At 72.1% G+C, this 15,145-nt stretch carries 17 protein-coding genes and 1 pseudogene; 14 read left to right on the forward strand and 4 right to left on the reverse strand.

Annotation, left to right across the window (positions count from 1 at the left end):
- Positions 1-18: 18 nt before the first annotated feature.
- The 10 genes from AC08OQ_RS10090 (at position 19) to AC08OQ_RS10135 (ending at position 7,247) form a co-directional block, all read left to right on the forward strand.
- Positions 19-1,692, forward strand: a complete 1,674-nt coding sequence (locus tag AC08OQ_RS10090; RefSeq protein WP_476600311.1) for a Gfo/Idh/MocA family protein — start codon at positions 19-21, stop codon at positions 1,690-1,692.
- Positions 1,693-1,819: 127 nt separating this feature from the next.
- Positions 1,820-2,143, forward strand: coding sequence for an Rv2175c family DNA-binding protein (locus tag AC08OQ_RS10095; protein WP_476600306.1), 324 nt, complete (start codon positions 1,820-1,822; stop codon positions 2,141-2,143).
- A gap of 65 nt (positions 2,144-2,208) precedes the next feature.
- Positions 2,209-2,478, forward strand: coding sequence for a sulfur carrier protein ThiS (thiS, locus tag AC08OQ_RS10100; protein ID WP_476600304.1), 270 nt, complete (start codon positions 2,209-2,211; stop codon positions 2,476-2,478).
- Positions 2,459-3,172 (forward strand): thiamine phosphate synthase, encoded by a 714-nt coding sequence (locus AC08OQ_RS10105; RefSeq protein ID WP_476600302.1) that lies wholly within the window; start codon positions 2,459-2,461, stop codon positions 3,170-3,172. The genes thiS and AC08OQ_RS10105 overlap by 20 nt, the downstream gene beginning before the upstream one ends.
- A 52-nt stretch (positions 3,173-3,224) precedes the next feature.
- Entirely contained in the window at positions 3,225-3,605 is a 381-nt protein-coding gene (locus AC08OQ_RS10110) for a lycopene cyclase domain-containing protein (protein ID WP_462203265.1), read from the forward strand.
- The gene (locus AC08OQ_RS10115) at positions 3,602-4,048 is read left to right on the forward strand and encodes a lycopene cyclase domain-containing protein (RefSeq protein ID WP_476600300.1); all 447 of its coding nucleotides are present in this window, start codon (positions 3,602-3,604) and stop codon (positions 4,046-4,048) included. Before AC08OQ_RS10110 ends, AC08OQ_RS10115 begins: the two co-directional genes overlap by 4 nt.
- 163 nt (positions 4,049-4,211) lie before the next feature.
- Entirely contained in the window at positions 4,212-4,727 is a 516-nt protein-coding gene (locus AC08OQ_RS10120) for a hypothetical protein (protein ID WP_476605078.1), read from the forward strand.
- On the forward strand, positions 4,724-5,236 hold the full coding sequence (locus AC08OQ_RS10125; protein WP_476600296.1) for a hypothetical protein: 513 nt from the start codon (positions 4,724-4,726) through the stop codon (positions 5,234-5,236). The genes AC08OQ_RS10120 and AC08OQ_RS10125 overlap by 4 nt, the downstream gene beginning before the upstream one ends.
- Before the next feature lie 277 nt (positions 5,237-5,513).
- A complete protein-coding gene (locus AC08OQ_RS10130; RefSeq protein WP_476600294.1) occupies positions 5,514-6,617 on the forward strand; it encodes an MBL fold metallo-hydrolase in 1,104 nt (367 codons plus the stop codon).
- Between the two features lie 48 nt (positions 6,618-6,665).
- Positions 6,666-7,247, forward strand: a complete 582-nt coding sequence (locus tag AC08OQ_RS10135; RefSeq protein ID WP_476600292.1) for a TerD family protein — start codon at positions 6,666-6,668, stop codon at positions 7,245-7,247.
- Between the two features lie 48 nt (positions 7,248-7,295).
- Here the strand turns inward: AC08OQ_RS10135 and AC08OQ_RS10140 are convergent, their stop codons facing one another.
- A complete protein-coding gene (locus tag AC08OQ_RS10140) occupies positions 7,296-7,613 on the reverse strand; it encodes a type II toxin-antitoxin system RelE family toxin (RefSeq protein ID WP_462187969.1) in 318 nt (105 codons plus the stop codon).
- 191 nt (positions 7,614-7,804) lie between these two features.
- Here AC08OQ_RS10140 and AC08OQ_RS10145 point away from each other — a divergent pair, with 191 nt between their 5' ends.
- Complete coding sequence (locus tag AC08OQ_RS10145; protein ID WP_462187970.1) at positions 7,805-8,236, forward strand: CoA-binding protein; 432 nt, start codon at positions 7,805-7,807, stop codon at positions 8,234-8,236.
- On the opposite strand, the pseudogene AC08OQ_RS10150 reads toward AC08OQ_RS10145, so the two are convergent.
- Positions 8,187-9,873: pseudogene (locus AC08OQ_RS10150) on the reverse strand (hypothetical protein). The gene AC08OQ_RS10145 and the pseudogene AC08OQ_RS10150 sit on opposite strands and share 50 nt — an antisense overlap.
- A gap of 6 nt (positions 9,874-9,879) precedes the next feature.
- Positions 9,880-11,301, reverse strand: a complete 1,422-nt coding sequence (locus AC08OQ_RS10155; protein WP_476600310.1) for a glycosyltransferase family 2 protein — start codon at positions 11,299-11,301, stop codon at positions 9,880-9,882.
- Positions 11,302-11,749: 448 nt separating this feature from the next.
- On the opposite strand from AC08OQ_RS10155, the gene AC08OQ_RS10160 reads away from it, so the two are divergent.
- The 3 genes from AC08OQ_RS10160 (at position 11,750) to AC08OQ_RS10170 (ending at position 13,816) form a co-directional block, all read left to right on the forward strand.
- On the forward strand, positions 11,750-12,088 hold the full coding sequence (locus tag AC08OQ_RS10160) for a DUF5999 family protein (protein ID WP_476605079.1): 339 nt from the start codon (positions 11,750-11,752) through the stop codon (positions 12,086-12,088).
- 216 nt (positions 12,089-12,304) lie between these two features.
- Positions 12,305-13,225 carry a phosphatase PAP2 family protein gene (locus tag AC08OQ_RS10165; RefSeq protein WP_476605080.1) on the forward strand — a complete coding sequence of 307 codons (921 nt, stop codon included), beginning with the start codon at positions 12,305-12,307 and terminating at the stop codon, positions 13,223-13,225.
- A gap of 87 nt (positions 13,226-13,312) precedes the next feature.
- Positions 13,313-13,816 carry a diacylglycerol/lipid kinase family protein gene (locus AC08OQ_RS10170; RefSeq protein ID WP_476600285.1) on the forward strand — a complete coding sequence of 168 codons (504 nt, stop codon included), beginning with the start codon at positions 13,313-13,315 and terminating at the stop codon, positions 13,814-13,816.
- 57 nt (positions 13,817-13,873) lie between these two features.
- Here the strand turns inward: AC08OQ_RS10170 and AC08OQ_RS10175 are convergent, their stop codons facing one another.
- The gene (locus AC08OQ_RS10175) at positions 13,874-14,710 is read right to left on the reverse strand and encodes a hypothetical protein (protein ID WP_476600308.1); all 837 of its coding nucleotides are present in this window, start codon (positions 14,708-14,710) and stop codon (positions 13,874-13,876) included.
- Positions 14,711-15,145: the final 435 nt, after the last annotated feature.

Raw genomic sequence — 15,145 nt, forward strand, 5'->3', positions numbered from 1 at the left:
GTACTAGAGTGCGGAGACCTGCCTCGCATTCACCTGGTGTCGAACCTGGCCGGTGTGAACGCGCTCGGCGACCATTTGCGGGCAGCGGGTCTCGGCCCGACCTCGGCACGGTCGGCCGACGCGCTTCTCGTGCTCATCGACCGTCCGCTCGACCACGTCGAGCAGGAGTTGCTGGACCGGGCCCGGCAGACCGTCCCGGTCCTGCTCGCCGGGCCGACCATGCGGGCGCTGCCGCCGGGAAGTCCGCTCATCGAGGCGTCCGGTCTCATCCCGGGGCGGACCACCGCGCCCTACGGCCTGCGGTTGACCGTCGGGCCGCAGGGCGGCGCGGTCATGGCCCGGTCCGCGGACTTCCGCCCCCGGGAGAGCTGGATCATCCCCGACAAGATTGCCGACGACGTGGAGCGGCTGCTCCTGGTCCGGCACGAGATGGGCGAGCATCCCGTCTGCACCTGGCGGCCCTCCACGGGCCTCGGCATATTCACCCTGGGTACCGGTCCCGCCGTGCTCGCCGATCCCGCCTACCACCGGCTTGTGGGACGTTGGCTGCGGCACTGCCTCGGCGTGCTCGACGCCGCGCCGGCCAGGGTCGGGCTGCTGGGCACCCCGGACACCACCGGGACGCACCACTCGGCGGTGGACGCGACCGAGGGCCTGGAACTCGCCGCCCTCTGTGACGGCGGTGCCGGCCGGCTCCCGGCGCACGCGGCGGGTCGCCCGCCGCGCCGCGTTGACGACCCGGACGACCTGGTCAACGATCCCGATCTCGGGGTCGTCATCGTGGCCACACCGACCCACACCCGGCTCGAATGGGCCGGTCGTGCGCTGGAGGCCGGCAAACACGTCGTCGTGCACGCCCCGCTCTGCCTGTCGACCCCGGACGCCGACCAGCTTGCGGAGCTCGCGGAGGCCCGGTCCCTGGTGCTCGCGGTGTATCCGGAGGGTCGGGACGACCCGGGCTACCGGGCGGTCCGCGCCGTCGTGCACCGCGGCGCCGTCGGCGAGCCGCTGCGGCTGGACGCCCACCGGGGCGGGTTCCGCCGGCCGGCCGGCACCTGGCACGACGACGAGCGGATCAGTGGTGGGCAGCTCCATGACCGGGGCAGCGCCTGCGTCGACCAGATCCTCGCCCTCGTCGACGAGCCCGTCGAATGGGTCAGTGCGTCCACCGTCAAGCGGGTCTGGCACCACGTCAGCAACGCTGACCACAGCCGGCTGCTGCTGCGTTTCGCGAGCGGGGCCGAGGCGCAGGTCACGGTCTCCGATCTGACGGTGGCCCGGCGCCCGCGGTTCGAGGTGCTCGGGTCCACCGGATCGCTGATCTTGGACGGCGGGGCTTCCCGGGACGGCGGGGCTTTCCGGGACGGCGGGGCTTTCCGGGACGGGGAGGGGAAGCTGGTGCCGCGGTTGGGACGGCACGCCGGTCGCCGGTCCGAGGCCGAGATGCTCGAGGCGGGGGTGCTCGAGGCGGAGGCCGGGTCGCTCATGCTGATCACTCATGACGGGGTGCGCAGCCACATCCCGCTGGCACCCACCTCGGGCAGTATGTTTCACCGGGACTTGGCGGACTGTCTCGTCTCGGGCTGGCCGCTGTCCGGCTACGGCGTGGAGACCGCCCGTCCGGTGGTCGCGGTGCTGGAGGCGGCGGTGCGCTCGGCGGCCGCGGGCGGCGCCCAGGTGGCTCCGCTCTGACCCGTTCCGGCCGGACTGTCCCGGCCGGGAACTGCCTGGTCATCCGGTCGCCGAGGGGCGCGGCCAACGTCCGCGGCCGCGCCGGCACCGTACGACGCCATCGAGACTTGGGTGTTTACTCTTGACCATGGACTGGCTGACCCTGCCTGACGTCGCCGATCAGCTGCAGGTTCCCGTGACCCGTGTCCGGCAGATGGTGCGCGACCGGACGCTGCTGGCCCAGCGGGAGGGGGGCGTCCTGCGGGTGCCTGCCGATTTCATCCGGGACGGCGCCGTCGTCAAGGGGCTGCCCGGATTGCTCACGGTGCTGGCCGACGCGGGGTTCACCGATGAGGAGGCGCTCGACTGGATCTTCCGGGAGGATCCGAGCCTGCCGGGCACCCCCATGCAGGCACTCATCGAGAACCGTGGCAAGGAGGTCAAACGGCGGGCCCAGGCGTCGGCCTTCTAGCCCCGGCCCGGTCCCGGCCGTACCCACCGCCCGCACGGCGGGCGCTGCTCCCGTAGGGTCGAAAAATGGTCGATCGTCCGCTGCACTCGCACTCGCACTCGCACCCGCGTGCGCACCTGGAGCCGCTCGCCCGGGCGCGGGTCGTCGTCAATGGTGCGCCGCGGGGCATCCCGAGTGGCCAGCCGCTGCCCGACCTGCTCGCCGAGCTGGGCCTGCCGTCCGGTTCGGTGGTGGTCGAGCACAATGGCGTGGCGCTGACGCCGTCCGAGATGCCCGCCGTCCGGCTCGCCGACGGCGACATCCTGGAGATCGTGCGTGCTGTCGCCGGAGGTTGAGGGATCGTCGCCGCGCGCCGGTGGGCCGGCCCGGGCGGACCGGTTGCGGCGGCTGGCCGACGCCCGCCTGTACCTGTGCACGCCGCGTCGGGCCGAGTTCGACGCCTTCCTGAGCGCCGTGGTCGGCACGCCCGAGGCCCCCGGGGTCGATCTGATCCAGCTCCGGGAGAAGGGGCTCGAATGGGACGAGGAGCTCGGCGGGCTGCGGCGGGTGCAGGCCGCCGCTGGCGCCAGGGGAGTGCTGGTCAGCGCGAATGACCGTGCCGACCTCGCCGCCTTCGCCGGGGTCGACATCCTGCACGCCGGTCAGGGCGATATCCCGCCGCGGTTCGCCCGGCGCCTGGTGGGCCCGGACGTGCTGATCGGACAGTCGACGCACGATCTCGACCAGTTCCTCGCGGCGCTCGCCGACCCCGACGTCGACTACGTGTGCGTGGGGCCGGTGCACGCCACGCCCACCAAGGAGGGCCGGCCGCCGGTCGGCCTGGGCCTGCCCCGGCTGGCCGCGCGGCACGCTCCTCCGTTCGTCCCGGGCGTGAAGCCGTGGTTCGTCACCGGCGGCGTCGGTCCGGATACCCTGGATGAGATCCTCGCGACGGGAGCGCGCCGCGTGGTGGTCGTGCGGGGCCTCACCGGGGCCGAGGATCCGGCCGCGAGCGCCGTTGCCCTCGCTCGGCGTCTGCGCGCTGTCTGAGAGCCGTCTGAGAGTTGTCGATGCGCCGTCCGAGCCTCCGCCCCAGCCACCGATGCGCCATCTGAGCTACCTCGCGGTCCTGGCGGGATGCCTGCTCGGAACGGCGCCGCTCGAGGTGTTTCTGGGCACCCGGGTGTACGCCCGGCCGGTTCGGCTGCTGCTGACCCTCGCCCCCGTCATCGTGATCTTCGTTGCCTGGGACCTGTTCGCCGTCTCCGCGGGGCACTGGAGCTTCGACCGGCGCCGCATCACCGGGGTCCTGCTTCCGGGGAGCCTTCCCCTGGAGGAGCTGCTGTTCTTCGTCGTGGTGCCGATGTGCGCGATCCTGACGCTGGAGGCCGTGCGCGCGGTGCGGGGCTGGGACGTCGGCGACGAGCCCGCCCATCCGAGCGCGACGCGTTCCGGTGGGACTCCCGATGGTGATCGGCCGTGAGCTACACGGCCCTAGCGGTCGTCGGGGTCGCGCTGGCGATCGCGATGGACCTGTGGGTCCTGCGGACCCGGCTGCTGACCCGGCGGGTTTTCTGGACTTCCTACGCGATCATCGCATTGTTCCAGTTGATCTCCAACGGGATCCTCACCGGGTTCGGCGTCGTCGTCTACGACCCCCGCCGGATCCTCGGCCCGCGGATCGCACACGCTCCGGTCGAGGATCTGCTGTTCGGCTTCGCGCTGGTGACCCAGACGTTGGCATGGTGGGTCTGGTGGGGGCGCCGGCTGCGGGGCGGGCCGCCCGGCCGGCTCCGCAGCCGGCGGACCGGGGAGAGCCGGGAGGCCGGCGACAACGGGAGTAACGGCGACAACGGGGGTAACGGGGAGAATCGGGGCATCCCGCCTCGGCCCGAGGGTCGAGAGAGATCTCAGCGTACTTCGTGACGGAAACGAGCGAATTGGTCCCCTAGCGAGAATCCGTCGGCTTAATCTCGTCATGATGACGCATGATGGTGCGGGGGGCCCGGGATCGCCGGGACGTCACCGTTCTCCCTGGGGGCGTTCAGGCCGGATCCTGCCGATCCGGTGGGGACGCATCATTGCTGTAGTGGTTGCGTTGGTCGTCATCGTTGCGGGTCTGGTGGTTGTGCGTGGGCGGATGGCCGGCGACCATCGTGCGGGTTCCTCCGGAGGCAGGCCGGGTGCGCCGGTCGCACCGCCGGCACCCGTGCCCGGTGACGAGGACGGGCCGGCGGACGTGACGGCGGCAGCCCCGGTCACTGCTCGGCCGGGTGCCGGTCCAGCCCTTCCCACCGCGCCCGTGGCCTCCCCGAGTGCCGGCCTCGGGTCGGTTCCGCCGCGGGTCGCCCCGACCGCCGCGAGACCGCGGACCGGACCGCCGCCTGGGTCACCGGCCGTCCCGGTCGCTCCGCGGCCCTCCGGCCCGGCCCTCGGCCTGAGCTCGACCAGGGCCGACCTGGGTGACGTCGACTCCGTCTGGCGGCTTGACCTGCGTGGCGAGGGCACGGCGCCGGTCGACGTCATGATCGGCGCCAGCCCGTCCTGGCTCATCGTGATGCCCGGCCGGTCGCGGATCGATCCGGGGCCGTCGTCCCCCTGGTGATCACTCTTGACCGGGCGGCGGCACCGTCCGGACCGATCGACGTGACCGTTCCGATCAGGCCCCGCGAGGGGGGCGGCGGGGGCGACGTGCGGGTCACCGCCAGGGTCGACGGCTCGCCACAGGTGGTATCGATGGTTGCGGCGCCGACGACGCTGTACCCGTCCGGCTGCGCGCCGGCCGCCAGGTCGACCGCCTCCCCGGCGACCGCGTCCCCGGCAGCGGTGTCCCCGGCAGCGGTGTCCCCGGCAGCGGTGTCCACGGTGACGGTGTCCGTCGTCGACGCGACCGGCATCTTCGCCGTGGAGCTCGTGGTGAGCCTCCCCGACGGAGGCAGGGCGAGTGTGTCGCTGGTCCTTGACCGGGCGACGGGTAACCGGTCGACGTGGTCCGGCCCGGTGGGCCCGGCCCGTGTGGCCGGGGCGATCACCTACACGGCTACGGTGACCGATCTCGACGGGCGGCGTTCCCGGGCACCGGGATCCCTCACCGTTCTGCCCTGCCCCTCCTGATCGGCGCGGTGGTGGCAGCGGTGGCGGTGGGAAAGTATGGTGCCGCCCGGTTCGGGGGGTACCGGACGGCACGGTATAGCACGACAGATTGGCCAGGACGCGCCAAGGTTTCGTCGGGTGGTGAAGGTATCACCGCGACGACCATTCGTCGCGGATGGGGAACGATCAGGGGCGCGGCATCATCCAAAGACGGGTGGCGCAGGCCCAGAGACGGGTGTTGCAGGCCCGGGGCGCCGCGGTACGCGATGCACGCGCCGCCGGGCGCCGGAGAAAACGGGTGGGTGAGGTCGTGGACGCTGCTCTCGGGGATGTCGGTGTGCCGCGTCAGACCGGGCCGCAGCCGGCCGTGAAGCCGGCCGTGGAGCGGGCCGGCCGGGACGGTGCCGCGCGGTGGCGTCGACCCCCGCCGCCGGTCGAGCAGGTGCGTCCGGGATTGTGGAGTATCCCCGTCCCGCTGCCCTGGGCCAAACCGGCGCACGTGTTCGTGTACGTCTTCGAGACTTCCACGGGCCCGTTCCTGATGGACGCCGGCTGGGACTTCGACGAGGCGTTCGACGCGTTGCAGGCCGGACTGGCGATGATCAGGATGTCGGTGGCCGACGTGCAGGGCGTCGTGGTGACCCATGCGCACCTGGACCACTACGGCCTGGCGCCCCGGATCCGGGAGGCATCCGGGGCGTGGGTCTCGTTGCATCCCCTGGACGAGGCGATGCTCCGGCACTTCGAACATGGTTACGCTGACCGGATCTCCGAGCTGATGACCCGGGCTGGGGCGCCCGCCGAGATGACCGAGCGCCTGCTGGCGGGCTACCAGCAGCCGGCCCGGGGCCTGCCGCGACCCGACATCCTCATCGAGGACGGCGACCGGCCGGACATCCCGGGCTGGGATCTCACCGCACTGTGGACACCGGGCCATTCGCCGGGACACCTCTGCTTCTGGGAGCCGACCAACCGGCTGCTGTTCTCCGGGGACCACGTCCTGCCCTCGACGGCGGTCGGGGTACCCGCGCCGGAGGAGGCTGCTCCTGATCCGCTGGGCGACTACCTGCGCTCGCTGGCCCGGCTGCGGGGCCTGCCGGCCGAGGAGGTGCTGCCGGCGCACGAGCACCGGTTCACCGGGCTGGAGCGCCGGCTCGCGGAGCTCGACGCGCATCACGCCGGCCGGCTGTCCGAGGTCGTCGAGGGACTGCGCGCGGGTGCCTCGCGGGTCTGGGACGTCGCCGGGTACGTGACCTGGCATCGGCCGTTCCGGAACCTGCGGGGGGTGGCGCTGCAGAACGCCGTGATGGACACGACGTCGTATCTCGCGACGCTGGAGGCAACCGGCGCGGCGCGTTCCGAGCCGGGAACACCAGACCGGTGGCGCCTGATCGAGCCGTAGGGCCCGCCGGTCGGCAGGGCGGGGACCAATTGGTATTAGGGTGAGGATATGACCTCCGTGTCGCTGTCCAAGGGCGGCAATGTCTCGCTGAGCAAGGTCGTCCCCAACCTCACTGCGGTGACGGTGGGCCTGGGGTGGCAGGTGCGGCAGACCACCGGTGCCGCCTACGACCTCGACGCCAGCGCGATCATTGTGAATGACGCCGGCCGGGTCCTTTCCGACGGCTATTTCGTGTTCTTCAACAATCTGGTGAGTCCGGACGGTGCGGTGAAGCACCTGGGTGACAACCTGGTCGGTGGCGGCGGCGGTGACGACGAGCAGATCAACGTCGACCTGCGGACGCTGACCCCGCAGGCGGCGAAGGTCGTGTTCACCGTGTCCATCTACGATGCCGACTCGCGTCGGCAGGCCTTCGGCCAGATCCGTAACGCGTTCATCCGGGTGACGGACGCGACGAACGGCGCGGAGGTGGCCCGTTATGACCTCACCGAGGATGCCTCCACGGAGACGGCGATGATCTTCGGCGAGCTGTACCGCTACGGTGGGGAGTGGAAGTTCCGCGCCGTCGGCCAGGGATACGCCTCCGGGTTGCGCGGGATCGCCCTGGACTTCGGCGTCAACGTTACCTGACTGACCGTACGAGTCTCGTGACCGCTGACCGCCTCCGCTCCCACAGGTTCAGACGCGGCGCCATCCGGTGGCGGGGCGGGCGTTGCCGATCGTCGGCACGACCCGGGAGCGGGCTCCTCGCGGCGCGACGACCATGACGCGCACAGAACAGGTGTTGGCGTCGATCCGGTAGAGGATCCGCCAGGTCCGCCCGCTGGCCTCGTGCATGCCGACCTGCTCGCCGGGGATCGGAGTGCCGGCCTTGCGCGGATCGTCGCGCAGGGCACCGTCGAGGAACCGGCGGACCTCGCCGCGGGTGAGCTCGGCCAGCTTCGACAGGTCCCGCTCGGCCGAGGCGGACAGCGTCACCTCGTGCTTGTCACTCACCGCCGGCTCCCGTCCCGCCGGCCAGCCGTCCTCCGGCGGCCGGAAGCGGGGAAAGCTCCACGTTCTCCACGTGAAGATCCTATGCGCCCGCCTCCACCGGGGCTCGCGCTTCTCGCCCCCATGCGGGGAAACGGTAGCCATCATTGCCGGGAGCCGAGAAGCCCTTCCGCGGTCCGGATGAACCGGGTGGCATGGGCGGTTATGCAGGTATGCGCTTCGGAGACGACGACACCATTCGCCGCATGCTCACCGATACCGAGGTCTGGGCGGTGGTGGGGCTGTCCAACGACACCCGCCGGACCGCCTACAGCATTGCGGACTACCTGCGACGGCACGGCAAGCGTGTTGTACCTGTGCACCCCTCGGCACCTACGGTCGCGGGGGAGCAGGGATACGCGACGTTGAGCGAGATCCCGTTCCCCGTCGACGTCGTCGACCTGTTTGTCCGGTCGGAGTTCGCCGGCCCGGTCGTCGACGAGGCAGTGAAGATCGGCGCGAAGGGTGTCTGGCTCCAGCTCGGTGTGCGGGACGAGGCTGCCGCGGCGCGTGCGGGCGAGGCCGGGCTGGACGTCGTCATGGACACCTGCCCGGCGATCGAGGCACCCCGGTTGGGGCTCGACTGAGCAGTACGAAGCGGCGGGTCGCGAGCGCGGCGGCAGGCGGGAAGAGCACGAGGACGGGGAGCAGGTAGCGGTAGTCGAAGCACACCGTCGCGGCCGGGACGATGAGCGTGGCGGCCCCGGCCGCCACGAGGAGGGCCATGTCCGCCCGCAGCCGTCGATCTTCGGCGGCCCGGTCCCGCAGACCTCCCCGGCGCCGGGTGCTGTGGTTCCCCGGCGACGCACGGCGGTCCCGGTCCGGGGTTATGATCGCGGCGATGGTGACGATCATCATCGCGGCCAGGGCCGGACCGGGCGTGAAGACGAGACGCTGGTAGCTCCGCAGGAAACCGGCGGACGGCTCGCGGATGACGCGGGTGGGCGCGTCCCCGTGGAAGCCGAGCAGTGGCTCGTTGTTGTGCAGGTAGCGCGGTTCGTCACCGGTCGGGAACCGCCAGGTCGTGTCCGGCCAGTCGCGGTGCCCGACCGGTCGGCCCGGGGCGAAGTAGTGCGCGATCTCCCCGCCGACCATCCGGGCGTAGTCACCGAACTGATACCGGATGACCTGGCGGGTGAAGTCGTGCAGCAGCGCGTCCCGCTTGTCGTCGGGCATGTCGAGCCGCCAGTGCGGGCTGTTGCCGTTCCAGACGTAGTAGCTGGGATCGGGCCGCCCCGTCACCGGATGCGGGGAGCACAGGACGAGCTGGCGTGTGCTCAGGTGCAGGCGATCACATTCGGCGATCGGTGCCACCCGGCCGTACATCCACACCGCGTCCCCACCGGTGAGCGCGTATTTCCCGTGCGCGGTGTGGAACCAGCCCGCGTAGCCGACGAGTGGAACGGCGAGCATCACGGTGAAGGCGGCGGACCGGAGCCATCCGACGCGACGAAGAAGCAGGTAGCCCACCGCGAGCACACCCATGGCGACCCCGATGGTGCGGACCAGGCCCGCCCCGCCCAGTAACAGGCCGGCGAGCCCGCACGCCCACACCGACGGTCGTGCCGACCAGGTCAGGGCGATCATCGCGGCGACCAGCAGGATCGCGAACAGTGTCTCGGCCATCACGTAGTGCTCGAGGACAAGCTGGTAGGCGTCCAGCAGGACCGGCGCGGCGGCGATGGCCGCTACCGGGGCCGCCACTCGGCGGTGGACCAGCAGGACGTAGATCCCCACCCCGGGCGCCAGGCCCGCGACGTGCTGGACCACTGTCACCCACCACAGGTCGCCGGTGTGCGACAGCAGGCGCAGGAAGGCGGGGTAGCCGGCCGGCCGCATCGGGTCGGGCGCGTGCAGGGTGGAAAGTCGCAGGTAGGCATAGGAGTCGCCGTTGAACTCGAACGCCGGCCGGTAGGCGTGCCCGGTGACCACCCGCAGCGTCATCCCGGCGACCAGGAGAACCGCGAAGGGTAGATGCCGCGTGACCGGCCGGGCGGGTCGGGCCGGCTGGGCGGAGGCCGGACCCGATGCACGGCGCCGCGCGTTCGGGCCATAGAGCGGGCCGGGGTGCTCCCCGGACGGCACCCGGCCCGGGGCGGCGAGGTCATCCGCGGGGTCATCCCCGAGGACAGCGGGATTCGCGTAGGGAGACGGGCGCGGCGTCGCCGGGCAGCGGTGGAAAGCGGCGTCTGCCCAGGGCAGCCATTCTGCCCAGGACGGCCATGATGACTCAGAACCTGACGACCTCGGCCGGGTGTTCCGGCGCCTCGAAGAACGGGCCGAGACCGGGCGTGTCGGCCCGTGGGCCGCTCGTCCCGGCCCGGGTGGAGTCTGTCCCGACCCGGGTGGAGCCTGGGCCGGCACTCGCAACCGCGCCCGCGTCAGGGCCCGTGCCGGCACGAGTACCGCGGGCCGACGCCCGCTGATGCCCCCCGCTGGGCCCGGCGGGGGGCAGCCGCAGGAAGAAGGATCCGAAGGCGGTCTGCGCGCCCAGCACCATCAGTGTCATCGCGAGCAGTGCCGGGCGCATCTCGTTGAGCGGCCCGAGATGGTTGGCCAGCCAGCGGACGAGGACGACCACGTCCACGACGAATCCGACGATGAACAGGCCCGCGCCGAGCGCAAGCCCGCGTTCGAGGGTGAACAGGCGGTGGATGAGCGGCAGTGGCCAGCGGCGGCGCTCCTGCCAGCCGAGGGCGTGGTTGTGGACGTCGGCGCAGACCCCCAGCAGCACCAGTTGCCAGCCGAGCAGCGCCAGCAGCGCGAACAGGATCGAGAAGTGCAGGTCCAGCCGGTGGAAGCCGAGATTGAGCGAGCCGGGCAGCAGCGCCGCCTGGCCCGCGATCCCGAGCGCCAGCAGCACCAGGCCGGGCAGCACGAACAGGTGCCTCGGCGCCAGCAGCAGCATGAACCGCAGGTGCCGCCAACCGTCCCGCAGGGAGTGCAGCTTGGAGGCCCCGACCCGCGGATGGTAGGTGATCGGCACCTCCTCGATCCGCAGCTCGGCGCGGCCCGCGGCGATCACCAGTTCGGAGGCGAGCTCCATCCCCTCGCAGCGCAGCTGCATACGCAGGTACGCCTCTCGGCTGAAGGCCCGCATGCCCGAGTGCGCGTCGGAGGAACGGACGTCGAACAGCCGGTTCAGGATGCCGGTGAGTGCGGGGTTGCCGACGTAACGGTGCAGCCAGGGCATCGCTCCCGGCAGGATCTCCCCGGCGAAGCGCGACCCGAGCACGTAGTCGGCCCGCCCGGCGCGCAGCGGAGCGAGCAGGACGCCCAGATCTGAGAAGTCGTAGGAGTCGTCGGCGTCGCCCATCACGATCAGCCGGCCTCGGGCGGCGGCGAACCCGGCCAGGTAGGCGTTGCCGTAGCCGCGCCGGGTCTCGCGGACGACCCGGGCACCCGCGGCGGCGGCGACGTCCGCCGACCGGTCCGTGGACCCGTTGTCGACAACGACGACCTCGCCCGCGGCACCCGCGGTGGCCAGTCCCGCAAGGGCCTTGTGTACGCAGATGCCGACCGACTCCTGCTCGTTCAGACACGGCATGACGACCGACACCTCGACCGGCTTTCCGCCGGCACGCGGGCCGGAACCCCCGCCGGTGGGGAGGCCCCCGAAGGTATCGGTACCGACACTCGTGGCGCCGTCCATCGTCCGTACCCCCTTGTGGCCGGGCATGTCCGGGTCCGTGGCCGTTCACTGGTGCCTGTCCGTGGCCCTGCCGTGTCGATGCCCGGTCGCCGGGGGCAACGGGCGCCGTTCATGCAGGTGGGCGCATCAGCGGAACCGGCCCACGTCATTGTTGCGGTCAGGGTGGCGGAACCGCTCGGCCACCGCCCCGTAACCTACCGATCCGATGGTCCGGTCCTGTTACCGGCATCTCGCTGTAGGCACCCCGTGGTCCGCCCGGCTGGTTCCCGATGTGCCGTGTTTCGCATCCGCGCTGGTCACAGCCGTTGTCCACGCTGACTTGCGGGCCGGGGTCGCAGACATGTCGGCCCCTTCACCCGCGCCTCGGTGTGACGCTTCTTACGGAGAGGCGTAACGTCTGGTGCTCGTGCAAGCTGTTCGCGTTTCAGACCCGGCATCGGCGTCCCCGGTGCCCTCCGACGACCCGGAGCCATCCTCGCCCGAGCGGTCCTCCGATCCCCTGCCCGCCGGCGCCTCACGCGCAGCCGCACCCCGGCGACGTGGTTGCCCGCACTCCCCGCCCTGCCCCACGGCGGACAGTGTGGATCGTGACGCCGCCCGGGTGGCCAGCCAGCATTGGGACCAGGGCTGGATCCTGCTGTGTAACGGGGTGATCCTGTTCGAGGACACCGGCGAGATCCTGCCGACAGGTCGCACCGTCGAGCCACGACGGGCGCTGCCCCGGCCCGGGGGCGTGGCATGGCCGCCGGCTCCGAGATGGGCGAGCCAGGCCCCGGTCGCGGTCTGACAGGCGCGCTCTGACAGCCGCGGCCTGACAGCGAGCTCCTTCTGCTCGCTCCTCCCGCGGGGTTCGGGAGGATGTGAGGTTCATCCCAGTTGATCTGGGTGTCCCCGTTACGGGTACGGTGCCGGCGTGGGGTCAAGGCCGGTAACGAGGCCGGGAACCGGGACCGCTCTCCGCTGGCCCGCGGAGAGCCGGGTCGGTCGGCGCGCCCGGATCCTCATGCGCCGTGACATCGCGCTGGGCCGGACGTTCCTGCACGCCTTCACCAGGGCGGACCGGTCGCTGTTCGCGGCGCTGGCCGGCGGCAGACCGCTGCTCGACCCGGTGCTGCCGCGGCTGTCTCATGCCGCCGATCACGGTCTGCTCTGGTGGGGGGTGGCCGGGACGCTCGGTGCGACGAAGGGACGCCGTCGCCCGGCGGCCGCCCGTGGCCTGCTCGCCCTGGGAGTCGCGAGCGTCCTCGCCAACGGGCCGATGAAGGTGGTGTTCCGCCGGGACCGCCCACCGACTCACACGATTCCCCCGCTGCGGCGGCTTCGCGAGGATCTCACGACGTTCTCGTTCCCCTCCGGGCACGCGGCGTCGGCGGCCGCCTTCGCCACCGGAGTCGCGTTGGACGCGCCCGGCGCGGCAGTGCCGGTGGCCGCGCTCGCCGCCACGGTGGCGTTCTCCCGGGTGTACGTCGGGGTGCACTATCCCGGGGACGTGGCCGCCGGCGTGCTGCTGGGGATCGGGGCGGGCCTGCTGACGACGAAGGTGATGCCGCGTCGGCCGTGGGCCCCTGCCCGGGCCAGCCCCGCGTCGGCGTGGGCGCCCGCCCTGCCCGACGGCGACGGCCTCACGGTGGTGGTGAACGCCCGTTCCGGTCCGGGTAACCACACGGACCTGCTCGCCGTGCTGCGGGCCGACCTGCCCAGGGCCCGGGTCGTCGAGGTCGACGCGGGCGGCGACGTAAGAACCGCGCTGGTGTCCGTGGCGGCGCGGTCCCGTGTGCTGGGCGTCGCCGGTGGCGACGGCACCATCAACGCGGCCGCCCAGACCGCGCTGGCGCACGGCGTGCCGCTGGCGGTTTTCCCCGCGGGCACGCTCAACCACTTCGCCGCGGACGTCGGACTCGCCGAGGCGGGTGACTCGGTGTAGGCGATACGGGAGGGTTCGGCGGTCGCCGTCGGCATCGGCCGGGCCGAGGGCATCAGCGCGACGTTCAGTCGGTTCTCCCGTATCTTCGTGAACACCGCGAGCCTCGGCGGCTACCCGGACATGGTCGCCATCCGTGCACGGTTCGAGCGCCACATCGGCAAGTGGCCGGCGATGCTCATCGCGCTGAGCTGGGTGCTGCGCCACGAAGCGCCGTTCGAGGTCGAGATCGACTCCGAGTACCGCCGGGTCTGGCTGATCTTCGTCGGCAACGGGATCTACCAGCCCGGCGGGTTCGCCCCCACCTACCGCACCCGCCTTGACGAAGGGCTGCTGGACCTGCGGGTGGTCGACGCCGCGGCGCCGCTTGCCCGGCTCCGGCTGGTGGGGGCGGTGCTGACCGGCCGTCTCGGGCGCAGCCGGGTGTACGAACAACACACGGTCGAACGGGTCACGATCTCATCCCGTCAGCCCGGCCCGCTGCCGTTCGCCTGTGACGGCGAGGTCACGGAGGGGGTGGAACGCATCGTCATCACTCCGGGCGGAGCCCGACTGATCGTCTACCGGCCGTGGCGGCCCGACGCATCCGGCTGAGCCGGGCCGGTGGACCGACAGCCGGGCGGACCGACAGTCGGGCGGACCGCGGCGGCGTCAGCGACCGCGGCGGTGCTGCAACGGGATGAGCGTGTGCAGCGGGCTGGTCAGCCGGGTGAACTGGTCGGCGTCGAGGAGATCCTCGACGAGCAGCGCGCAGGCCAGGTCGGCGCACAGCTCCATGACCCGCCGGTCCTCGCTCGAATCGGTGCCCCGATGGCCGCGGCAGTACGGGCACAACCGCCAGAAGCCCTCGGCGGCGCTGCGCCGGACCAGGGTCCACACCCGGCGACGCCCGGTCACCACGGCGCTCGCGAAGGCGGCGTCCATCGCCATCTGGTGCGCGGAGTCGTCGCGGGTGAGCGCGGACACCAGCAGGCCGTCGAAGACCTCGAGGCTGTCTGGATCGTGGCAGCGCCCGGCGAGGACCGGGAGTGCCGCGAGAACCCGCTTCACGTCCGCCGCGGCCGGGCCGAGGTCGGGTTCGTGTGCGCGCGCGCGGGGGTAGACCGTACGCCACGGACGCATCAGCGCCGCATACTCCGCGCGGCCGAGGATGGGCCGGGCGTAGGAGGCGGCGACCGCGTCGCGCATCGCGCGCAGAGCCGTGGCGGCGATCGTCGGTTCGACGGTGACGTACTCCGCGCCGGTGAGGTCGTCGGCGTAGATCGCGCTCAACGCGTCGAAGGCGGCCAGCACCTCGACGATCAATGGCGAGTCGGGGGAGAGCGCCTTGTCCCGGGCTGCGGCGAGGTACCCCGAGTTACGCCAGGCGCCGGCGAGCGAGACGAGCTCCGTGTCGGTGGTGTGGACGAGTTGGGCGAGGATGCCGAGAATGCCGCGGAGGTTGGGATGTTCCTCCAGCCGCTCGATGCGACGGGCCCGCAGGATCATGCCGCCGTCCCGCCCGCGCGGCTCGCGCCGCCGCACTGGGACCGCCGTGGGTTCACCGCGCTCCCGCCCGTCCGCGGTACAGGTGATGCCGCCGCGGGTGCGGTGGTCGTCGCGACACCGTTCACCTCGTCCTCCTCGACCGTCGCAGCATGCGCCGCGCGGGCCTCGTCACGACCCGCAGCCGCGCGCCGGCCGGTCGGCTGGTCGTCGGCTGGCCGGCCGGCTCCTGATTGACCTGACAATTGAACTGACAGCGACCTGACAGATGCCTGACCGTACCGGACCGCGAAGTGGCCGTGCGGTGATCGGCAGGCGGGTTTTCGTTGCTCTCCGACACCGACGGGGGTCGGGAGTACGTGCCGGAGGCTTCGCCGCCGGCGGTTTCGCGGCTGGTAACGCCGCGTGACCAACCTTTGGACATCACCCTCGAGAGAC

The organism is Frankia sp. CcCS3 (assembly GCF_977927575.1).